This is a genomic window from Bacillus sp. T3, from assembly GCF_033449965.1.
Lineage (GTDB): Bacteria > Bacillota > Bacilli > Bacillales > Cytobacillaceae > Bacillus_BU.
On the sequence record NZ_CP137761.1, the window covers coordinates 3,167,303 to 3,190,551 of the forward strand.

Annotated in this window: 18 protein-coding genes and 2 pseudogenes; 5 read left to right on the top strand and 15 right to left on the bottom strand. The window is 38.8% G+C overall.

What is annotated here, in order from left to right:
* Nucleotides 1–46 precede the first annotated feature (46 nt).
* The 3 genes from megL to RGF10_RS16270 form a co-directional block, all read right to left on the bottom strand.
* Nucleotides 47–1,231 (bottom strand): methionine gamma-lyase, encoded by a 1,185-nt coding sequence (gene megL / locus RGF10_RS16260; protein ID WP_318503752.1) that lies wholly within the window; start codon nt 1,229–1,231, stop codon nt 47–49.
* 89 nt (nt 1,232–1,320) lie between these two features.
* Nucleotides 1,321–2,022 carry a pirin family protein gene (locus RGF10_RS16265; protein WP_318503754.1) on the bottom strand — a complete coding sequence of 234 codons (702 nt, stop codon included), beginning with the start codon at nt 2,020–2,022 and terminating at the stop codon, nt 1,321–1,323.
* A gap of 209 nt (nt 2,023–2,231) precedes the next feature.
* Nucleotides 2,232–4,199 carry an ABC transporter ATP-binding protein/permease gene (locus RGF10_RS16270; protein WP_318503756.1) on the bottom strand — a complete coding sequence of 656 codons (1,968 nt, stop codon included), beginning with the start codon at nt 4,197–4,199 and terminating at the stop codon, nt 2,232–2,234.
* A 252-nt stretch (nt 4,200–4,451) separates the two neighbouring features.
* Between RGF10_RS16270 and RGF10_RS16275 the strand changes: the two genes are divergently transcribed.
* A complete protein-coding gene (locus RGF10_RS16275) occupies nt 4,452–5,036 on the top strand; it encodes a DUF2238 domain-containing protein (RefSeq protein ID WP_318503757.1) in 585 nt (194 codons plus the stop codon).
* A 391-nt stretch (nt 5,037–5,427) separates the two neighbouring features.
* Here RGF10_RS16275 and RGF10_RS16280 read toward each other — a convergent pair whose 3' ends face one another.
* The 7 genes and pseudogenes from RGF10_RS16280 to nagE all read right to left on the bottom strand — a co-directional run bounded on the left by RGF10_RS16280 (nt 5,428) and on the right by nagE (nt 14,806).
* Entirely contained in the window at nt 5,428–6,135 is a 708-nt protein-coding gene (locus RGF10_RS16280; RefSeq protein ID WP_318503759.1) for an ABC transporter ATP-binding protein, read from the bottom strand.
* 13 nt (nt 6,136–6,148) lie between these two features.
* A complete protein-coding gene (locus tag RGF10_RS16285; protein WP_318503761.1) occupies nt 6,149–6,928 on the bottom strand; it encodes an ABC transporter ATP-binding protein in 780 nt (259 codons plus the stop codon).
* A gap of 12 nt (nt 6,929–6,940) precedes the next feature.
* Nucleotides 6,941–8,231: pseudogene (locus tag RGF10_RS16290) on the bottom strand (branched-chain amino acid ABC transporter permease).
* 9 nt (nt 8,232–8,240) lie between these two features.
* On the bottom strand, nt 8,241–9,227 hold the full coding sequence (locus RGF10_RS16295) for a branched-chain amino acid ABC transporter permease (protein ID WP_318503762.1): 987 nt from the start codon (nt 9,225–9,227) through the stop codon (nt 8,241–8,243).
* A 276-nt stretch (nt 9,228–9,503) separates the two neighbouring features.
* On the bottom strand, nt 9,504–10,703 hold the full coding sequence (locus tag RGF10_RS16300) for a branched-chain amino acid ABC transporter substrate-binding protein (protein WP_318503764.1): 1,200 nt from the start codon (nt 10,701–10,703) through the stop codon (nt 9,504–9,506).
* Between the two features lie 360 nt (nt 10,704–11,063).
* Nucleotides 11,064–13,283, bottom strand: coding sequence for a diguanylate cyclase domain-containing protein (locus RGF10_RS16305; protein ID WP_318503766.1), 2,220 nt, complete (start codon nt 13,281–13,283; stop codon nt 11,064–11,066).
* 139 nt (nt 13,284–13,422) lie between these two features.
* A pseudogene (nagE, locus tag RGF10_RS16310) lies at nt 13,423–14,806 on the bottom strand (N-acetylglucosamine-specific PTS transporter subunit IIBC).
* Nucleotides 14,807–15,252: 446 nt separating this feature from the next.
* Between nagE and nagA the strand changes: the two are divergent.
* From nagA to RGF10_RS16330, 4 genes are all read left to right on the top strand, one after another.
* Nucleotides 15,253–16,452 carry an N-acetylglucosamine-6-phosphate deacetylase gene (gene nagA, locus RGF10_RS16315; RefSeq protein ID WP_318503768.1) on the top strand — a complete coding sequence of 400 codons (1,200 nt, stop codon included), beginning with the start codon at nt 15,253–15,255 and terminating at the stop codon, nt 16,450–16,452.
* A gap of 1 nt (nt 16,453) precedes the next feature.
* Nucleotides 16,454–17,194 carry a glucosamine-6-phosphate deaminase gene (nagB, locus tag RGF10_RS16320; RefSeq protein WP_318503770.1) on the top strand — a complete coding sequence of 247 codons (741 nt, stop codon included), beginning with the start codon at nt 16,454–16,456 and terminating at the stop codon, nt 17,192–17,194.
* A 78-nt stretch (nt 17,195–17,272) separates the two neighbouring features.
* Nucleotides 17,273–17,995: a GntR family transcriptional regulator gene (locus RGF10_RS16325; protein WP_318503771.1), complete on the top strand. Its 723-nt coding sequence runs from the start codon at nt 17,273–17,275 to the stop codon at nt 17,993–17,995.
* 20 nt (nt 17,996–18,015) lie between these two features.
* Nucleotides 18,016–18,753, top strand: coding sequence for an SIS domain-containing protein (locus tag RGF10_RS16330; protein WP_318503773.1), 738 nt, complete (start codon nt 18,016–18,018; stop codon nt 18,751–18,753).
* Between the two features lie 158 nt (nt 18,754–18,911).
* Here the strand turns inward: RGF10_RS16330 and RGF10_RS16335 are convergent, their stop codons facing one another.
* The 5 genes from RGF10_RS16335 to RGF10_RS16355 form a co-directional block, all read right to left on the bottom strand.
* Nucleotides 18,912–19,259, bottom strand: a complete 348-nt coding sequence (locus tag RGF10_RS16335) for a hypothetical protein (RefSeq protein WP_318503775.1) — start codon at nt 19,257–19,259, stop codon at nt 18,912–18,914.
* Nucleotides 19,228–20,775 (bottom strand): DEAD/DEAH box helicase, encoded by a 1,548-nt coding sequence (locus RGF10_RS16340; RefSeq protein ID WP_318503777.1) that lies wholly within the window; start codon nt 20,773–20,775, stop codon nt 19,228–19,230. Before RGF10_RS16340 ends, RGF10_RS16335 begins: the two co-directional genes overlap by 32 nt.
* Complete coding sequence (locus RGF10_RS16345; RefSeq protein ID WP_318503779.1) at nt 20,760–21,167, bottom strand: hypothetical protein; 408 nt, start codon at nt 21,165–21,167, stop codon at nt 20,760–20,762. The genes RGF10_RS16340 and RGF10_RS16345 overlap by 16 nt, the downstream gene beginning before the upstream one ends.
* A gap of 154 nt (nt 21,168–21,321) precedes the next feature.
* A complete protein-coding gene (locus tag RGF10_RS16350; RefSeq protein WP_318503781.1) occupies nt 21,322–22,515 on the bottom strand; it encodes a coiled-coil domain-containing protein in 1,194 nt (397 codons plus the stop codon).
* Nucleotides 22,516–22,849: 334 nt separating this feature from the next.
* Nucleotides 22,850–23,239: an iron chaperone gene (locus tag RGF10_RS16355; protein ID WP_318503783.1), complete on the bottom strand. Its 390-nt coding sequence runs from the start codon at nt 23,237–23,239 to the stop codon at nt 22,850–22,852.
* Nucleotides 23,240–23,249 lie beyond the last annotated feature (10 nt).

The window sequence follows — 23,249 nt, forward strand, 5'->3', positions numbered from 1 at the left end:
AGCCCACCGCCTTGTGAGCAATGGGCTTTTATTGGTAGAACATAAATTATATTTTTTCTAAAGCCCATGCAAGATCATCTTTAATGTCCTCCCATGCCTCGAGCCCAACAGATAGCCGCAATAGAGAATCCTCGATTCCCATTTTTAATCGTTCTACTCTTGGAATAACGGCATGTGTCATCGAAGCAGGGTGCTGAATCAACGTCTCGGCATCCCCGAGACTTACCGCTAATTTTATTAATTTTAATTGATTCATAAAAAATTGTGCTGTTTCTTTTGTTCCTTTTATTGAAAAAGACAGCAGTCCGCCTGGCTTCTTCATTTGTTTGCTTGTGATGTGATAGTCTGGATGAGCTTTGTCACCTGGATAGTAGACCGTACTAATTTTAGGATGCTGCTTTAAGAATTCAAAAATTCTTTCTGTATTTTCACAATGACGGTCTAGCCTTACATGAAGTGTTTTCAAACCACGGAGCAACAGCCATGCGTCAAAGGGCGATAGCGTCCCACCAATATCTTTTTGCGTCGTACGGGCAATATGTTCAATAAACTCTTTTTTCCCAACAACGATTCCAGCGACAACATCTCCATGCCCACCGATATATTTTGTCGCACTATGGATGACCACATCACAGCCTAATCGTAAAGGTTTCTGCAAATATGGAGAACAGAACGTATTGTCAACGACTACTGGAATTCCTTTTTTGTTGGCAATCTCAGCAACCATTCCCAAGTCAACCAGCTGCATCGTTGGATTGATTGGGGTTTCAATGTAAATACATGCCGTATTCGGTTGTATTTCACGTTCAAGCTCTTCCCTTTTATTCATAAGGGAAAAATCATGCTCTATACCGTATTTTCCTTTAAGGATTTGCAAAAGTCCAAAAGTACAACCATATACTCCTTTTGAACAGAGGATATGATCACCTGATTTCGTTAAAGCAATCAATACTGCCGACACAGCTGCCATCCCTGAAGCAAATGCCAAGGAGGCTTCACCCTCCTCTAATACAGCCATTCGATCTTCAAGAATCTTTACCGTTGGATTTCCCAGACGTGAATATACGAAGCCCGATTCTATACCAGCAAATCTGTTTTCACCTTGTTCCGCACTTGCGAAGGTAAAGGTCGAAGATTGGTATAGAGGCGGTACTAAACTGTCCTGATGCGCATCTGAAGCATAACCTGCATGCATGACCTCTGTTTCAAAACGAACCTTTTTTTCTTCCATTATAGGCACCCCTTTAGTCATTCCTTACAACTAGGCCTTTACCTATAATATATGTCGTTCCGTTCATTTTGGAATGCCTATCATTTAAATCAATCTTCTTTTTTCAATTCAATCACGAGAAAGTGCGACATTTCGTTCGCGGTTATCGTAATGTCCTCTTCGACGATTTCTAGAGCGTCTCTTGTATTTAAATCAATTTGGTTGATTGTGGATTGGCCTTCGATTTGAACTAAATACGCTTGTCTTCCTTCACTTACAGAAAAAGAAATTTCTTTCGCTTGTTCAAGCTCTAATGAGTATATATTTGCATCCTGATTGATTTTAATCGGTGCTGGACCAGTTTTGCTCGAAACCATGTGCAACCACGTATTTATTCGGTCATCCCATTTAAATTGGAAATCTCCGTAATTAGGAGTATAACCGGCTTGATCAGGCAGAATCCAAATTTGCAAAAATCTTAACGTCTTTTCACCCAGATTATATTCACTGTGATGTACACCAGTACCTGCACTCATATATTGAACATGCCCGCGTGTAATCGACTTATTGTTTCCCATACTATCACCGTGGGTCAATTGACCATCGATAACATAGGAGATAATCTCCATATCCTTATGTGGATGCAACCCAAATCCCTTGCCCGCTTCTACAAGGTCATCATTAATGACACGAAGCTTACCAAAATTCATATTTTTGGGATTATAGTAGTCAGCAAACGAAAAATGAAATATACTTTTCAACCAACCATGATTACCCCTGCCCATATTTTTATTATCTAATTTTTTCAACATTAGCCTTCTCCCCTTTTGTTTATGATTCAGCAATTTATTTTTCATTATGAATGAAATACTTAACATTTATTCTTTTATAACCATTTATCATTAATTAAAATATCTCGAATCTGAGATAATTATAAAAGAATCATCACTTTTTGTCAATATAATGACAATTGCCGGATCCATCTAATTGCAATGGCACCCGGCAAATTTCTCACAATCTCTTATTCATAGCGCAACGATTCCGTTGGATCGAGCTTAGCAGCTTTTGAGGAAGGCAGTAATCCAGCAATAATACTAATAATCGTACTTATCGCCAGACCAAAAAACATATTCCCCATTGAAAGATTTATTAATTCAGCACCAAAGCTGTCTAACAAAATATTATTTAAAACGATACTGATGATGATGGCAGCCACGATGGCAATCAAGCCACTAAATAAACCCAGCAAAGCAGATTCTGAGAAAAAAATACGCTTAATATCCTTTTTTCTAGCACCAATTGCGCGCAGGATGCCGATCTCCCTAGTTCGCTCCACAACACTAATATAGAGTACAACTAAAATCATAATTCCTGACACAATTAATGATATCCCAGCAATACCAGCGAGCAAGAACGTCGCCATATCTAAGTAATTCGTTACTTGAGCTAGGATTTTTTGTGTGTTGGCAGTTGTATAGCCCATTTTATCAAGCTTGGTTTTTATTTTTTCAACATTATCTCGATGATTTGCATAGGCATTCATTTGCATTGGTTGAAGCGTGATTCCTTTGTCTTTGTAAAGTGTTTCTAATGTATCATACTTGACGTAGGCACGGTTGGGATTAGCTACATTATTATCTTCCACATCAGCAATACCCGAGATGATTAATTCCTTTTCGAGAATAATCGGTTTGTTTTGTTCATCAATGACATTAATATAAACCATTAAAGGTTTCCCAACAAGTGACTTATAGGTTTTATCATTGGTTAATGCTTTTGCTTGATCTGCAGTTAGGACGATTTCGTTCTGTTGTGGGAACTCCCCTGCGACAAGAATTTCTTTATCCGTATCCTTGGTTAATGTCGAGAGCAGATTAAGCTCGGTGCGCTTCTCTTTATACACGACACTGCTTTGTCTACTTAATGATGCTACCTTCTCAACACTATTGATATTGGCAATTTTCTTTATTTTTTCGAGGTCATTTTCTTTCAAAGGTAACAGCGTTTGCTGTACAGCCGCACCCGGGTGAGCCTGTTCAGTTGGCGCTTTTTTATCAGGTTTCGTGATATCAATCATTAAGGGATTTAAACTGGAGTTTATTTCATCATTAATGTATTTTGTCACGCCACTCCCCAGAGAAAGCATTAGAATAACACTTAAAATACCAATTGAGCTTCCGAGTGCAACAAGGATGTTCCGACTAGCTTTTAGTCTCATATTTTTTAACGCGAGCTTAAAGGAGGCGGAAAGACTAAAGGTTTTTGCTTTTGCTTCACTTTTATCGGAGCATGTATAGTATCTTTCTTTTACGTTAATATCTTCTTTTATGATTCCATCATCGATTTTAACGATCCGACTACTCTTTTCTGCAACCTTTTGAGAATGGGTTACTGTAATAATCAACATACCTTTTTGTGCTATCTTATCGAGTAACGTTAAAATCTGCTCACTCGTTTCCTGGTCAAGTGCCCCAGTCGGTTCATCAGCTAAGATGATTTCGGGATCATTTGCTAGAGCTCGAGCAATCGCCACTCGTTGTTTCTGCCCACCTGAAAGCTGATTTGGCTTTTTCGTCAACTGATCAGCCAAGCCAACCTCCACTAGAATTTCTTTAGCCCGTTCATTTCTTTCTTTTTCACTTTTGGCAGTCATCTGCATCGCAACCGTGACATTTTCTAAAACAGTTAAATGCGGGATAAGATTAAAGGCTTGAAACACGAAGCCGATTTTATTTTTTCGGTAATCGTCAATTTCTCGTTCCTTCATTCCCTTTAAGCTAGCACCCTGAATGATGACATCTCCCTCGAAGTCTGAATCCATTCCGCCGATGATGTTCATTAACGTTGATTTTCCACAGCCTGATTCTCCTAGTATTGAAACAAACTCGCCCGTCTCAAAGCATAAATTCAAATCGTGGAGGACCTCAACTTTTTCTTTATCGTATAGTTTGTAGGATTTTTTAATATTTTTTAGCTCCAACAATTTCATAAATTTTCCCCTCTTAATGTGGTATGCTGCTACAACATATCTCTTTGATACTTGCTTCCACTAAAAATTATAGCACTTTAGTGAGATGGAAAATGGAACAATGTTGTGATATATACAGGTTCGAATAAGCTTCATTTTTATGTTATTTTTAAAGTGACTGTAATAATCAATCGAAAAAAGAATAGGGTAAGGCTACTCCGTTTAATCTAATAATAATTAAATGGTCATATAATCCAAATTGGTGGTGAGAAAATGGATCGAAATCGGAAGATCGTAATCTTGCTATGTTCGTTATATGTACTTTTCATGGGATCATTAGCCATTTATTATTTTATACACGATGAAAAGTTCAAGGCGATGGTTGCAGCATCAGGCGTTGGCGTTGGTTTAGTCCCTGTGCTATTAGCAGTATTTTTTAAGCTGAAATTCAATTTGCCACTGATTGTTTCTTATTTAGTTTTTTTATTTGGGTCACAATATATGGGATCGATTTTGGGGTGGTACGGAAATGGCTGGTGGGATTCGTTTCTGCATTTACTAAGCGGAGCGTTAATTGCGTTTGCTGGAATTGCATTATACGAACGGTTAGTCCATCGTGATGCCGCCAAGAATATATCACCATGGTTTGTGTTTCTATTTATTTTATCATTTGCTGTTTTTGGCGGTGTGTTATGGGAAATTTATGAGTTTAGTTCTGATGAATTCTTTGGGATGACACTCCAAGGCGGGGGTAATCGAGATACCATGACGGATTTGGTAGCAGATACTGTAGGAGGTCTCATTATTGCTGCATGGGCTGGGTTACGTTCAAAAAAGAAAATGAAGGAACGGGAATAACCATAAAGCGCTTGGGGCTAATAGCTCAAACTTATTAGATTTAGACTGTGTAAAGAGCGAGGTTGATTTTTACGAACTCTGTTGATTGAAGCGGAAGGTGCGAGACTCCTGCGGGAGAAGGTGTCGCGGGAGACCCCACAGGCGCTAAAGCGCCGAGGAGAACGAAAAGCGGAAGCGGCTTGACCAGGGGCGACAGGCATAAGACGAGCCGGCATGAAGGTCGTTCTTTGACCTCCTTGACGGATTGGCTTATGACCCCGAGCCCCTAGCCGCAGCAGCTAGACAGGCTCCCGGACTCCCCCGCGGAAAGGGAGCACCTGGAGCGGAAAGCAACAGACAAATTTAACGTGGCCTCGATTTAAGAAAAAGGAACTAATTTCTTAAAATTGTCCTAAGCTAAATACGCCTCTTGAACCTCATCATTGCTAATTAAATCGGTCCCTTTGCCATGAAGCTTTATCATACCATTTTGAATCACATAACCTCGATCAGCGATTTGCAACGCCTGATAGGCATTTTGCTCGACCAGTAAAATCGAAATCCCTTCATCGTTTAACTCTTTTATAATCTCAAATATTTGTTCAACAATAATCGGAGCAAGACCCATCGATGGCTCATCGAGCATTAATAAATCCGGCTTCAGCATGAGCGCGCGGCCGATTGCCAGCATTTGCTGCTCTCCCCCGCTCATCGTTCCTCCTTTTTGGTCAAGGCGGTCTTTTAATTTGGGGAAATATTGAAACACTCTTTCTATTCGTTCGTTTATCACTGCTTTACTTTTAACCGAAAATGCACCCATCAATAAGTTTTCCTTTACTGTCAGCTTAGGGAAAATTCTTCTTCCTTCTGGTACGTGGGCAATCCCCAAGAGTGACGTTTCATGTGCAGGCTTATAAGAGATGTCGTTACTATTATAAAAAATATTCCCTTTCTTAATTCTGACTAAACCACTGATAGATTTTAAGGTTGTTGATTTTCCGGCTCCATTGCTACCAATTAATGTGACGATTTCACCCTTATTGACAGAAACATTAATTCCTTTTAATGCCTGAATTCCGCCATAGTAAGTTTCAACATCTGTTAATCGCAGTAGACTCATATTCTCCCCCTTTTTATCCAGTCTTGACAGCACCAGTGCCTAAATATGCTTCGATAACCTTTGGATTATTACGTATTTCTTCCGGTTTACCTTGGGCAATTTTTTCACCATGGTCAAGTACATAAATATCCTCTGAAATTTCCATCACAAGCTTCATATCATGTTCAATTAATATTACTGTTACATCTTGCTCGTGTCGCATTCGCTTAATTAAACTCGTTAAATCCTTTGTCTCCTTTGGGTTCATCCCTGCTGCTGGCTCGTCTAGTAAAATTACTTTCGGCTTTGTTGCTAGAGCACGAGCAATTTCTAGCCTTCTTTGAGCGCCATAGCTTAAATTGCAGGCTTTTTCATTCAACAAAGAAGAGAGCCCTACATATTCCAATAAAGCATAAGCAACCAATTCAGCCTTTTTTTCCTCTTTTCTAACAAATGGGAAATTGAGCAAGACTCCAAATAGGCCAGCACGTAAATGCGTGTGCATACCGACTAAAACATTTTCAATAACGGACATTTCACCGAATAAGCGAATATTTTGGAACGTTCGAGCAATCCCCTTTTCTGAAACACCATGTGGTTTTAAACCGTTTATTTTTTCATTTTCAAGTAAAATCTCGCCTTTTGTTGGTTGATATACCCCGGTTATCATGTTAAAAAAAGTCGTTTTTCCAGCGCCGTTTGGTCCAATCACAGCAGTTATCGAGCCTTTTTCAAAGGACATTGAGATATTTTGATTAGCCGTTAATCCACCAAATTGCTTAGTTAAATTTTTCACTTCAAGAATGGTCGTCATTTAATCCTCTCCTTATGCTTCCATTTCCTGTTTATCCACTGGGTTTATTGAAGACTTTGATTCGGCAGAAAGCTCTCGCTTTAGCACGACTTCATCGAAAACTTTGTTTTTCGCTGGTAACAGACCTTTGGGACGGTAAAGGGCAAACAGGATTAACAATCCACCGAAAATTAATTTTTGCATTTTTGAAGGGGCTAAGGCATCAGGGATGGAGATTGTCCCTGCAGCATTCAATGAACTCAACCAATTGGTTAGTTCAGTTAATACCTGTAAATTTAATATAGTCATAACAGCAGCCCCTAATATGACTCCTGGAACACTTCCCATACCACCTAAGACAACCATAACTAAAATCGTAAAAGATTCTAGTAACGTAAAGCTAGTGGGGTCCACAAAGGTTTGCTTAGCTGCAAACACAACCCCCATCATGCCTGAAAAGGAAGCTCCTATTGCAAATGCCATTAGTTTTGTTTTAACTAGCGGTATACCCATTGCTTGAGCAGCAATCTCATTTTCACGGACAGCTTTCCAAGATCGACCGATTTTTGAATGTTCAAAGCGCATTACCGTAAAGATTGTAAAGACGAGAATAACGAGCACAATGTAATAAAATTGATTAGGAAATAAGAATTGGATTCCAAATAATTTCGGTGGTGTAATAGAAGAGATTCCCATCGCCCCGTTTGTGATGTTAACAGGTCGATCAAGATTATTAAAAACGATCCGAATAATTTCACCGAAGCCCAGTGTCACAATCGCAAGATAATCCCCTTTTACGCGCAATACCCGGAACGCCTATTAAAATGCCAAACAATGCAGCAACAAAACAACCGATTAAAATAAACATCCAAAAGCTTTCACCTGGGAGTGGAAATTGACCAAATGGCATAAAGTTGGATGCCTGTGGTGTAGCAAACATACCATAGGTATAAGCGCCAACAGCAAAAAAGGCAACAAAACCCAGATCCAAGAGACCTGCCATACCAACCACAATATTTAAACCAAGCGCCATTGACACATATATGCCAACAAGGGTCGCAACCTCCATATACGATTGATATGCTACGCCATTGCTCGCAGTATATGGGAGTAAAAAAACAAGCACTACCCCAGCGATCAGCCATTTCGTGAGGTTTTTAAAATTAGTAAAATAAAGTAACAATAGTGAGCCTAGTAATAATAGGAAGGATGTCACCGATCTTTGCGCTGAATATAAGCTAAGTGAAGTGACCCCAATATATAAGAGTAGGAGGATTCCCTGAGCAATTTTGTTCTGTTTATATTTGTTCCACCATTCTTTCATCCCTCCCACCTACACTTTCTCTGTAATTGGCTTGCCGAGCAGGCCTTCCGGTTTAAAAATTAAGACGATAATTAAAATAGCAAAAGCAAAAACATCCTTATATTCAGCCCCGAAAACCCCACCGGTTAACAAGGTTAAATTTGCCGATGCAAACATTTCCATCAGCCCTAATAAAAGGCCCCCCATCATCGCACCACGAATATTGCCAATCCCCCCTAATACAGCAGCAATAAATGCTTTTAAGCCAAGGATAAAGCCAATATATGGATCAATCGTTCCGTATTGAACCGCAAACAGGACACCTGTGGCCCCGACAAGGGCAGAGCCAATAAAAAAGGTCATTGATATGACTTTGTTAACATTAATCGTCATTAATGAAGCTGTATCCCGATCTTGGGCAACAGCCCGCATTGCCATCCCCCATTTTGTTCGATTCACAAATATATCCAAGGCTATCATCATCACCACAGCAGTAACGAGGACAATCATAAAAGAAGATTTAATTGAAGCATCATTAAAAACAGCGCTGATTGAAGAGGCCTTTATCGATATTTGTTCCGTGAACATGCTCGGCCCGGTTAAAATATAATTTCCATTTTTTAATTCAGCGATAAAACGCACAATGTCCTGTAAAACAAATGAAATTCCAATCGCCGTGATAAGTGGTATTAGCTTGGGCGCCTTTCGTAGTGGCCGATAGGCGACTCGTTCAATCCCCATTCCTACAAATCCCGTTATCACAGCCGTAATCAACAGAACGAATATCAGCATCACAATTGCCGGGACAGCCGAGACCCAACCGGCACCAGTAAGAGCAATGAGAATGGCTGTTCCGATAAAAGCCCCTGACATAAATATTTCTCCATGTGCAAAGTTGATTAACTCTAGTATTCCATAAACCATCGTGTAACCTAATGCTATGACTGCATATACGGTACCGAGAGTCAGCCCATCGATTAAAACCTGTGGAAATGAATGGAGCATCTCAATTAGCATCTTCTTCCTCCCCTTTATTATTTTTATCTAAAGACATTGTTAAAATTTGTCTGTTGCTCTCCGCTCCAGGTGCTCCCTTTCCGCGGGGAGTCCGGGAGCCTCCTCGGCGCCTTTGCGCCTGTGGGGTCTCCCGTGCCACCTTCTCCCGCAGGAGTCTCGCACCTTCCGCTCCAATCAACAGAGCGCTCAAAAATCTACAATGTTCTTTAACATACCCTATCAAAAAAGGGTATGCCTCTATCGATAGGAGTCATACCCTTTCCAACCAATTCTTTCTTATTTACTTACTTCACCTTCAAATTGTGGCGGGTATTTAGCATCTGTAAATTCATAGATAAATACTTTAGCAAATTCATTATCACCTTTATCATCAAAGCTCACTTTTGTTAATGCCCCCTGATAATTTTTAATGCCACGTACAGCTTTTGCCACTTGCTCACGTGTCGGCAATTTATTGTCATTTGCTTTAATCGCATCTTCCAAACCTTTCAAGACAACACCCATAGAGTCATAGCCGTAAACGGAATATGATTCTGGATTTTTATTATAGGCAGCTTTGTAGTCCTCGGTAAACTTTTTACCAGCATCCGTTTTTGATGAATCTCCTGCAACCGAGGTGATGTACGTATTTTTTACTGAGTCACCTGCAATTTCTACAAGCGTGGAGGAATCCATGCCATCTCCACCCATGAATGGGATGTCGATCCCTTTTTCACGGGCTTGTTTAATAAGAAGTCCGCCTTCTGCGTACATACCGCCAAAATAAACTAAATCAGGTTTCTTTGATAGAATTTGGTTTAACACACCATTAAAATCCTTCTCTCCAATCGTAATTCCTTCAAACCCAAGGATATCAGCACCCGCTTCTTCAGCGCCTTTCTTGAATGCCTCAGCAAGTCCAGAACCATAGGCTGTTTTATCTTGAATAATAAAGATTTTCTTTGCACCTAATGTTTTAACTGCATAATCAGCACCGGCTGGCCCTTGGGAATCATCGCGGGCCACGATTCGGTTGACCGTTTTTAAACCACGTTCCGTTACTTCAACTGCTGTGTTCGCTGGTGAAACCATTGCAATGCTATATTTTTCATATACTTCTGAAGAGGGAATGGCAACACCCGAGTTAAAGTGCCCTACAACGGCTAATACATCTTTATCTGAACCGATTAATTGAGCATTGGCGACCCCTTTTTTCGGATCGGCTTGGTCATCATATGGGACAAGCTGAATATCAAAGCCTATATCCTTAAATTTATCTTTTTGTTCCTTTAATGCTAATTCTGCTCCTAATTTTATCGCTTCACCTAAAGTTGCACTTCCCCCTGAAAGCGGACTTTGTGTAGCAATCTTAATAACATTGGATCCATTTGTTTTCCCATCACTGCTAGCAGTCTCGGATTTTGAGCCACACCCGGCCAAGAGACCTATCGCTAAAGCACTTGTTAAGATGACAGATAATGATTTTCTAAACTTCATATAAACCCTCCCTGTTTCTTTTTTGCTTCGTTAAATTTGTCTGTTGCTTTCCACTCCAATCATCAGATTGCTCAAAAATCAACAACGTTCTTTAACTCAGCCTTTTTCTAAAATAGTAGTACAGACTCTCCATATGTAATGTTTATGAAATAGAAGAAGCTCGATAGAACTATTTTTAATAGTTTATCTTTTTAAAAAATATCAATCAGCAAGTTCGTCAGATATTCTTACATAGATTTCCAACACTACCAATCTATCTTCATTAAATAGTCACAGTTGATCTGTAAATTGCTACTTTTCTACAGAAAAATACCCAAGAGAGCCTTCTCTTGGGTAGGAATTCAATATATTGTCTTTCGGTTATTTTTTATTAATACTTCCTTCTTCTCTATGATAAAGGCTGACACAATTTCTTCCGGATTTTTTTGAGGTATAAAGGGCATTGTCAGCCATCCTGATAATTTCATTGGGTGTTGAAAAGAAGCTTGGGATTACAGTGGCCACCCCTAGACTACTAGTAACGTAATCACTAACAATCGAGGTAATATGCGGAATATGTAACGCTTCAATTGCATTTCGTATTTTTTCAGCTACGACCATCCCGCCTTCCACATGTGTATCTGGCAATATCACGGCAAACTCTTCCCCGCCGTAACGGCAAACAACATCAGAAGGCCTTCGAAGTGTTTCTTTGATCGTTTGTGCTACATTAATTAAACACTCATCCCCGTGCTGATGACCATAGGTATCATTATAATTCTTGAAGCAATCAATATCGAGCATAATAAGGGTCAGTGGTTTGGATATCCTCGAAGATCGCCCCCACTCTGTTAAAATGGTTTCGTCAAAAAATCGGCGATTCGAAATTTTAGTTAATCCATCAAGTACAGTGGCCTCTTTAAGACTTTGTTCCAATTTACGCTGCTCTGTCGTATCCTTAAACTGCCACAAAAATCCATCAAATTGATCATTGATTATAATCGGAATGGAATCTCGGCTAATTATACGGCCATCCTTTAATTCCCATTCTTCTCCTAACACCTTTTCACGATTTTTAATAATCTCTTTGCTTCTTTTATCGTATAACTTTTCGTCAAGAAAGAGATTACTTGCCTGGATTTGGACCTCATCGGGCTTCATTCCAAGCATATTTTCGGAAATGGTTGAGGAATGGAAAATATCAGTAAATTGATGATTTAACAATATTAATCTATTGTCTTTATCCTCAGCCAAAATTCCGTATGGCATATGAGAAATTAAGGCTTCCAATCGAGCCGAGGTTCGCCTTATTTCCTTTTCCATCTTGACACGTTCTGTGATATTTCTGGAAGTAACAACAACCCTATGAATCTCTCCATTAGCTTCCTCTACTGGACGACCTCGCACCTCCAAGTAAATCCACTCATTTCTAACCTTCCACCTTATTTCTATTTGGACGCTATTTTTATTTTTCACCATTTCTATGAGCGCTTGATGAACTTTTTCAAAATCATCAGGGTGGATAAACTCAAAAGTAGTTTTTCCTTCAATCTCCGATAATTTGATTTTCAAACTATTTTCATGAGAGGGTGATGCATAAAGGATGTTCCCTTCTGTGTTCAAAACTGTTACAAAATCTGACATATTATCAGCTATAATCCGGTAAATTGCTTCGCTATCTTTTAACGCCTTTTCTATTTCTTTTTGTTCCGTTATATCATGAATATTGACCAATATTACGCATTGATTATTAAAATGAATTTGTGATGCTTTCACTTCAACTGTAACAATTTTTCCATCTTTTCGTCGGTATTGTTTTTCACCGAAAAAGATTTGACTATCAGTCATGACTTTTTCTATGTTCTCAGCTACAATTGCTTCATCGTGTTCGATAATGTCAAAAAGATTTAACCTTAGCAATTCATGTTCTTCATATCCTAGTATTTGACAGAATCGTTCATTCGTCTCGACGATCCTTTTATCATCGGGGTTAAAAGCATAAATCCCCTCTGATGATTGCTTAATCATCGAGCGGTACCGCTCTTCACTTTCATGCAACTTGCTCTTTAATTGATTCACCCGTTTAAGCTCATCACGGAGCTGAATCCGAATACCTTCTGTAAAACTTGTTTCATAAATTTTTAAGATGGCATACGTCAAAAAAAATATAAGAAAATAATATAAATCGGTCGGTTTCCATTGATAATAATACAGTTTTCCATTTGTCTGCTGAAAATATGAAAAAACAACCGCGCTTCCAATTGTAGTTATTAGGATGTTAAGCCAATTTCGATAGGATACACTAAAGATAGGTGGCAAAATTAATAAAAATAAATTAACATAATGTGGTTCGTTTATATTAATGATAAATAAAACGGCTATAAACAGGAGTATGATACTGTACATCGTCCATTTTGGTTTTATCTGTTTCTTCACCATATATGTAATGACTAGAATGGGTAGAAAAGCAGTTATAAATATTGCAAATGCCGCATCATAATTTTTAAGAAGAAGATTTAGCGGAATGTCTAGACATAAAAAGAGCCAAAGCCCTTTAACAGTTAATTGGTTCCGATACTTGATTAAATTATCATCATCCACGAAAACTACCATCCTTTTCCTAGGTTTATTTTGCTAATAAACCTCTCCTTAAAATACTATATCGGAAAAATAGTCTTGTAAATAGAAAAAGTCCCGGATATGTTTTTACACCATCCGGGCTTCCTAAATTTTTTACTATTTAACTTCTGTTTTGGCTTAGTTTTTTCATCGCATCCGCTACGAATTCTACCTCTGTTCCGACAATAATTTGCAGGTTTGTTTTATTTAATTTAATTACACCCTTAGCACCGTGGTTCTTTAATGCACCATCGTTGACTTTGGCCATATCAATTATCGTCAAGCGGAGACGAGTTGCACAATTATCAATTGAATTAATATTTTCAATTCCGCCAATGTCATCAATAAATCGAGATGCCATCAGCTTGTTTCTATCGTTATCATCTGAGCCTCCAGAAGAAATTTCTACTAACTCTTCTTCATCCTCACGACCCAGGTGTTTTAATATTGAAGGTTTTAATTAAGACATAGAAAAGTCCAAAATAAACAGCAGCGTACACTAATCCGACGAATAATAATAACAGTGGTTTTTCAGCAATATTAAAATTCAACAAATAATCAATTGCACCTGCTGAAAACGTGAAACCATCGCGAATTCCTAGTAAAGAAGTAATCCACATCGATACGCCGGTTAAAACAGCATGTACTCCATATAATAATGGGGCAACGAACATGAATGAAAATTCAATTGGTTCGGTTATACCAGTTAAAAATGATGTTAACGCAAGACCAATAAACATCCCTGAAACGGCTTTTCTTCTTTCTGGTTTCGCCGCAGCAATAATCGCAAAAGCTGCCGCTGGAAGACCGAACATCATGACTGGAAAGAAGCCTGTCATATAAGCTCCAGCTGTTGGATCTCCTGCAAAGAAGCGAGCAATATCTCCGGCCTTATCACCAAATTCTCCAAATTGGAACCAGAATAAGCTATTTAACACATGATGTAAGCCAAGCGGAATGAGCAAACGGTTTAATACACCGAATACACCAGAGCCAATAGCTCCTAAACCAATAATCCAATTTCCTACCCCGTTTATACCGTCTTGGATTGGCGGCCAAACAAAGCCAGCGATTGCAGCTAACAAAACCATGGTGACCGAAGTTACAATTGGGACGAAGCGTCTTCCACTAAAGAAGCCCAACCACTCTGGGAGTTTTTTATCATGATAGCGATTGTAAAGTAATCCTGCGATAATACCTGCAATGATTCCACCTAAAACACCCATATTTATGTCATCGTTTAACGCTTTCGTTCCTTCTGTTAATACTAAGTAGCCAATTGCACCCGATAATGCAGCTGCGCCATTGTTATCTTTTGCAAACCCCATCGCAACCCCAATCGCAAAAATCAAGGCAAGATTTGCAAAAACAGCATTACCAGCACTTGCAATAAACGGTATATCCAATAAATCAGGCTGTCCAAAACGAAGTAATAACCCCGCTGCAGGCAACACTGCGATTGGAAGCATTAAGGCTTTTCCGATTCTTTGTAAAAAGCTTAACATATTCATTCTCTCCTTTTCGATGATCAAATCTAGTTGAAAGCGCTTTTCATAGTCCAACTATAGCATCACATAATATAGATGTCTATACCAATTTTATTTTTTTTGGCTGTGTTAAATTTGTCTGTTGATTTCCGTTCCAGGTGCTCCCTTTCCGCGGGGAGTCCGGGAGCCTCCTCGGCGTTTTACGCCTGTGGGGTCTCCCAAGACACCTTCTCCCGCAGGAGTCTCGCACCCTCCACTCCAATCAACAGAGTGCTTAAAAATCAACACCGTTCCTTAACACAGCCTTTTTATAAAGAAAAGTTCTTCTCAAAAATTAATGTCGTTATAACAACGGTTTACAACTATATTATAATATTGAAATTTTTTAAAGCGTAAAATTGGTATAGACAACTAGAAGTTGGTGATGCTAATATTGTTGTATAACCTGAAAGGAAGTAATCCAAATGATTCCAAAAGATAATTTTATTTTACTTAAGGGTATCCGTGTTTATTCAGAAGGAAAAATAATCGAAGATGGTTATATCAAAATAAAGAATAAAAAAATACTTGAGCTCGGTTCTGTTGAATCACTGATTCCAGAAAATACGATGGACTTCCTTATCATCGATTTCCCTTCAGTTTATCAAGCAATTCCCGGCCTAATTGATGTTCATATCCATGGGGTTAACGGAGCAGATACGATGGATGGTACAAGCGAAGCACTCGATACAATGGTTACCTCCCTTCCAATGGAGGGAACAACAAGCTTTTTAGCTACAACCATGACACAGTCTTCTGAAAAAATAGAGCAGGCCTTAAAAACAGTTGGGAACTATATAGGAAAGCAGCCTGCACAGGGCTGTGCTGAAATACTTGGGATCCACCTTGAAGGACCATTTGTAAACACTGCAATGGCTGGCGCTCAACCATTAGAGCATATTATCGATCCTGACCTTTCCCTTTTTAAGGAGTGGGAAAAGCAGGCTAATCATCAAATAAAGCTAGTAACATTAGCTCCCGAACTGCCAAACTGTCTTGAATTAATAGCTTATTTAAAGAAAAGAGAAATTATCGCGTCGATCGGTCATACTAATGCATCATATGAAGAAGTTCAAAATGCTATTCATGTCGGTGCGTCTCATGTAACTCACCTCTTTAATCAAATGCGTGGGCTACATCACCGGGAACCTGGTACAGCTGGTGCTGCATTGCTTCTCGATGAGTTAAAATGCGAGCTCATTGTCGACGGAGTTCATCTACGTCCTGAAATGGTCAAACTAGCTTATAAACAAAAAGGCAGTAAAGGATTAGTGTTAATTACAGATGCCATGCGCGCAAAATGTCTTAAAAATGGACAATATGATTTAGGGGGTCAGACGGTCCATGTTAAGGATGGGAAAGCAACACTTGAAAATGGAACTCTTGCCGGCAGTATCCTTAAATTAGGTCAGGCGGTAAAAAATATAGTGTACTTTACAGGCTGTTCTTTACAAGAAGCGATCGAAATGGCTTCAACGAATCCTGCCAAAGAACTAAAAGTATTTGATCGTAAAGGAAGTATTGCCGTTGGGAAGGATGCTGATATTGTCATTTTGGATGAACACCTTGAGGTGGTCATGACATTTTGTAGAGGCGTACTTTCATACAAAAAGGAGGAATTTTAATATGAAAATCATACAAGTTAAAGACTATAAACAAATGAGTCAAAAGGCCGCTGAATATATTATAGAAAAAGTTTGCGCTAACCCACGGATCAAACTTGGACTAGCAACTGGTGGAACACCGATTGGCACTTATCAGAATTTAATTATCGATCATAAAAAGAATGGTACATCCTATCACCAGGTCACAACCTTTAATCTTGATGAGTATATAGGGATTGCAGCAGAAAACAAAAATAGTTACCGCTATTTCATGAACACGCAACTGTTCAATCATATCAATATTAAACAAGTCAATACCCACATTCCAAGGGGCGATATAAAGAATGTCCATGAGGAATGCAACACCTTTGAAGATTTAATTGCGGAGCTAGGAGGAATTGACCTCCAAATTTTAGGAATAGGCAGCAATGGTCATATCGGCTTTAATGAACCAAGCACCCCGTTTTCATCAAAAACGCATATTGTCAACTTAACTGAATCTACCATTCAAGCTAATGCAAGATATTTTAAAAAGCTTGAAGATGTTCCTAAGAAAGCAATCACAATGGGGATTTCTACCATTATGAAGAGCAAGGAAATCCTCCTGCTAGTATCCGGAGAAAATAAAAGAGATGCTATAACTCAGCTATTAACCCAGGGCATTAATGAAAGTTTTCCTGCTTCTGTCTTGAAAAACCATCCATATGTTACAATGATTGCAGATGAAGCGGCAGTTGCTGGTTTAAAGGTTCATTGTTATTAAGTCTCCAAATTAATTGAGACGCTTCCTAGACTATCTGCCTTAATCGAATCTTTTCTAGAAAGGTGAAGCAAGAGGAGAATGATAGATAAAAATTCCCCCATCCCACTTTATTATCAGCTTGAAGAACATATTAAAGACTTAATCGAAAAAGGTGAATTGCACCCTGGTGATGCTCTACCTGCTGAAAGAGAATATGCAGAAAAATATCAAATTAGTAGAATGACGGTTAGACAAGCCTTTACAAAGCTTGTAAATGAGGGTTATTTGCATCGTTTACAGGGAAAAGGAACCTTCGTATCTGAACGAAAAATAGAACAAACTCTACAAGGCTTAACAAGCTTCACTGAAGATATGAAAGCAAGGGGTTTGGAGCCAGGAAGTAAATTAGTTCATTTTGAAATTATTCCTGCCACAAGTGTGATTGCAAAACAACTTTCGATTCAAGAATATGGCCCTGTCTATGAAATGAAACGAATCCGCTTAGCTGATGGCGTTCCAATGGCACTAGAAACGAATTATATTTCAGCAAACCTGATTAAAGGACTGACAGAACAAATCGTAAATCAATCACTGTATGCCTACATTGAGAATCATTTGAATTTAAGAATTGATTATGCTACACAGGTAATTGAGTCCTCCATCGCAAGTGAACTTGAAGCAAATAACCTTCAGATCAAAAAAGGGGCGCCAGTGATGCTCATTCAGAGAAATACCTTTCTTTCTGACGGAACCCCAGTTGAGCTTGTAAAATCAATCTATCGAGCTGACCGTTACAAATTTATGATTCAGATGAAACGATAACTTTATATGGAGGTATTCCCTTGTTTGATGTATATTTTCATAAACTCCATGAATTATTACACACCATCGAAAAAAATGAAAAAGAAAACATCAAAACAGCAGCACTAGCTGTTGCAAAATGTATTGAACAAGATGGAATTGTCCATGTTTTTGGCTGTGGACATTCCCATTTACTTGGGGAAGAACTATTTTACCGGGCAGGAGGACTTGCGCCAATTAATCCTATACTAATAGATGATTTAATGCTGCATAAAGGTGCTGTTCGATCTTCACAGCTTGAAAAAACGAACAATCTCGCTTCACAATATATTGAAGAAGTACGGATTGAACACCGGGATGTCGTTATTGTCGCCTCTACCTCAGGGCGGAATCCCGTACCTATTGACGTAGCCGAATATGCACGTGCTAAAGGGGCTTTTGTCATAGGGATTACCTCCCTCGTTTATGCAAGTAGCGTTTCCTCCCGCCATAAAGATGAGAAATTCCTTGCTCAAGTGGTGAATGTAGTGATCGATAATCATATTAATGTTGGTGATGCCCTGATGACGGTTCCTAACATAGATGTTCCATTTGGATCGGGTTCCACAGTTGTTGGTATTGCCATAGTGAATGGAATCATGGTAGATGCGATTAACATGATGGTAAAAAACAACTTTCACCCTCCAGTATTTAAAAGTGGTAATGCTGATGGGGCTGAAGAACATAATCGACTATTAATTGACCGCTATAAAAGCAGAATTCCCCTGCTTGAGTCTTAGGTGTTTGTAAACCATATAAATAATTTTTGTAAAAAGCGCCTGATTTTCAAATATTGGCGCTTTTTTGATGGTTTTTTTTACATGTCTGTTGATTTCCGCTACAGGTGCTCCAATCAACAGATTCTCAAAAATCAACTACGTTTTTTTAGATAGCCTTTTTAATACATAATCTGCCCCAAAATATACTCACAAATCTTTTCTGAAACAAGCCGTACTGCAACATATGGCGGCTCGACACCTCTTGCTCCTTCAAACGGAAGCCCGAGCCAAATAACCTTATCATCAATCATCACAAATGGGAATGGAAAGCTCCCTTCTCGCTGGTCATTTGCTCGAAGCACACTCCAATCGTCACCTGAAATGACCGTTAACCTTACCTGTACCCGCCGATGAAATAGCTTCTCCTTCCACTCTTCAGAAAGAGATGTTCCCTCAGGCAATGAAATAACGACAGAAGCTCGTACCCGTTCAAGATCATGAAAGGCCAGGTGCGAGTTTTCGGGCATGGAGCCATCTCAACCTCTCGTGCTGATTCAAAATCCACGAACCTATACTTTTGGTTGTAATCCGTTGTTCGTTTCTCACTTGATGCTCAACAAGCTGACGGAGGGTCTTTCCTCGAAAAACATTCCGTGATATATAATCGTAATTACTTACATGTAGAAACTTTCCCTTTGTTCTCGTAATCGCAACGTTAATTAAACGTTCACTATCTTTCCCCGTTAACAACATACCTACACGATTCTGTGGAGGACTTTCTACTGTATCAAAAATCATCACGTCACGTTCACTTCCTTGAAATCGGTGGACGGTAGCTGCAATAATATCGGCTTCAATACATTCTGATTCATATAGTTCAGAAAGTAAAAGATCCATTAAAGTAGCCTGTGCCCTAAAAGGTGTGACATAGCCAATCGATTTTGCACCTCCAACATATGATTCATGGATTAATTGAAAAGATATTAACAACTGCCACAAATTAAACCTTGAATTTGTAGCTCGGTCGCTAACACAGTGTAGGCCTGTATAGCTCGTATCCACTAGCACTGCTGCTTGATCTGGAAATGGAGCTTGTTTAACGATCTTATTTCTACTTTTTTTTACACTTTCATGATCACCTACAAGGGAATGGTAAATATATTGATTTGTAAATGATGAAATATCAGGATGCATCCTCCGCTGTTCCTTTAATAAGAATAAATGTGGGTGAAGCATTTCTTCATTTAATGAGGCGACTACACCAGCTCTGTGGAATACATCCTCCTTCATCCATTTAGTTACTAGAGGGTCGCGGCTTGATGCAATCGGAGGTAACTGTTTGAAATCTCCACAAACAATTACCCTTTTCGCCAATGCTGCCGCAAATGCAATTTGGGGTACATATGCTTGACTTGCTTCATCAAGGATGACAAGGTCATATTCCTTTTCATATATCGCGGAATCACTTGCTGCTTTTGCCAAAGTCGTACCAATAATAAAAGCTTCTTTCAAAAACTGCACTTCTCGCTGGCGTACTTTTTCAAGGATTCTCGCAATCTTTGTTTCCAACTCCAGCAGTGCATTGGAATCTCGTAAACTAAATGATCGTGCTAAATCGTACTTCAGGCCTCGTCTTTCTTCAATTAACCTTTCTCTATCCAAAGCAAGCATCGGATCCTGTTTCTCAATTAGTTGGCTCGTGGTTATCTCATTATGATCAGTCAGCGCTTCGCCTGATTGCCCGCCATAACGAAGGACATCACCGAGGTGAAATCGATCTTTCTTTTTAATAAAAGAAGTAATTTCACTGAGTAGGACGTCAACCGCCTGATTGCTATGGGCTAAAATTAGGATGCGCTTTTTTTGAAAGTATTTATTTGCGACAACTCGAGCGAGTGTGTATGTTTTTCCTGTACCTGGAGGTCCCCACACGAAGGTTGCTGGATTATATTTTGAACGTAGCATTAGCTCATGAACATTGCTTTTGATTTTTTCAGTTGGATGTTTCGCTTCCATAGAAGGATTCATTAATTTCTTGACCATCTGGCGCTTTTTCTTATTTTTTTCAGTTCATCCAGCCTTTGGATGAGTTGTTCGAGGAGCTCCCATGGATCATGGAGCAAATATGCCTCTGTGATTAAATCACCAAGCGATTTATCTACAGCAAGGATGATGCCCTTTCCCTCAGCGGAGAGGATACGACCACTATTTTTCACTCCGCCCCACTCTAACTTGATTGTGGAACCAAGCGGGATTTGAACTGGAACATTTGTATCAAAATAATATTGAAACGTATCTTGACTTGATAACAGTCGACCATTTGTAACAATAATTCGATTTCCTCCAAATTGCTTTAAATGGTTTATTTCTGTTTGCAGGGCTTGCTGCCATTCATTAATATAGGTGTTTGTTGAAGTCATTAACGGTTTAGTCATTTTTTCTCCCATTTTGTTATTCTTATCATATGATTCGGAAATTATGGATATTTTATACAATCACTCTTGTCAAATAATGTCTAGTAGGTAACTTTTGAACTAAAAAAGCCCATTTCCATTTAATAGAATGGAAACGGGCTTTAAGTTTTTTATATTATTCAATAATGCGGACAACACGACCGTTAAAGGTACTTGCCCAATAACCACTTGACATATTAGCAACCGCAACACCGGTTGAGCTTTGGGAACCGATAAATTTACCGCCGCCTAAATAGATCCCAACGTGGCCATCTGTCTTATAAGTGTTAAAGAATACTAAATCACCAGGGCGCATTTCGCTAGTTGATACACGACGTCCGCTATTTTTTAGAGAATCAGTACTAGAGCCGATACTAATTCCAGCTTGTGAGAATGCCCAGTGAACAAAACCAGAGCAATCAAAACGGCCATTTGCTACATCGGAGGCTGTTCTTCCGCCACCGAAAACATAGACAGAATTTCCAATATAACGATTACCAACTGTGGTAACAACGGCAATTTTTTCGCTAGCTGATGCAGAAGGAGCAACGACTGGACCACTTGGAACAATATTAAAAGAACTACTTGTTGCTTGAGTTGCTTGATTTGTTACAATTGGAGCCTGTTGTGATGCAAGATTAGAATCCTGCTGCTGTAAATTTGCTTTAGCTGATAGTCCTGCTGCTTCTTTCTGCTTAAGCTCTTCACGTAACGCGTCATTTTGCGCCTTTTGCTCAAGAATTTGTGCCTGCATTCCTTCTAACTCAGTTTTCATATTATTTAATTCTGCCAGTTTCGTTTCCATAGAAGTCTGTTTTTCTTCGACTTTTTTCACATCAGCCTCATGCTTTTCCATTAAATCCTTGTCAGCATTCATGATGGTTGCAACGGCACCAACGCGTTCTACAAAATCACCAAAACTAGATGAACCAAGTAACACATCAAAATATTGAGTGGTTCCACCAGTCTCTTGGTAAGAACGGGCACGTTCTTTCAAAATCTGATTACGTTTCTCGATTGCTGCTTTTAAACTAGCAATCTCTTCTTCCATGTTTTTAATCTCTTGATTTGTAGTAGCAATATCGCTCTCCGTTTTAGAGATCATGTTTTGATTATCGATAACGGCTTGTTCTGCACGCTTAAGTTGTTCGTTTAATTTTGAAAGTTCATCTTGAACCTGATATATTTCTTGGTTTGCCTGTTGAATTTGAGTTTGAATAGTTGCTCGCTGGCTGGAAATTGTATCAGCCTTTGCTGTAGGTAGAGCAAATACACTTCCTAATCCTAGCATTACAGTTGTGTTAAGTACAATCAGTTGCTTTTTAACCATTTTGCCCCTGCTTTCTCTATCGTTCTGTAAATCATGCAATCTAAAAAACACCTATGTATCTAAGATGCATTTCAAATCATCTTAACGATTTTATCTGAAAACCTTTACATGTTCGATTCATAATTTGAAGTATAACATGGAATTTTATCAGCAAGGTTATAAATAGATTACAATTATATTTCAAATGCTACAGATTGCGACATTTTTTGTAGAATGTTCACAATTTAACGCAAAATAAAGATAAAAATTTGCGGAATAATGAATGAATAGAAAAAAACCATCCTTTTTCTGACAAGTGAAGGATGGTTTTGAACGATTGTAACCATTTTTTCATTTACTTTTTTTTCGTCTTTTTTTCCTCAGCACGCCTTATATTTTCTTCCATTCTAAATTTGACAATTTCAGCTATTAATTCATAAGGCATCGGTTTCTCTAAAGGGAATTGAACCGATCCTTTCGCTCCTTTATATCCTAATAACTTTTCCTTAAATGCAGTGATACCACTCGGTGCAGGATAAAAGCCTATATGTTTTTTATAGGCGGCAAAATGGACCAAATTCCCATGAAAATCAAAGGTTGGCATTTGGTAACTAATCTTTTCCTTTGCATCTGGTGCAGACTCTTTTATTACATTCCTTAAAGTTTCGAGAATTTCTTGAACATTTGGAGGAAATTGAATGATGTATTCATCAATTGTTTCGAATTTTATCCCAGTCTTTTCCATATCAGCAATT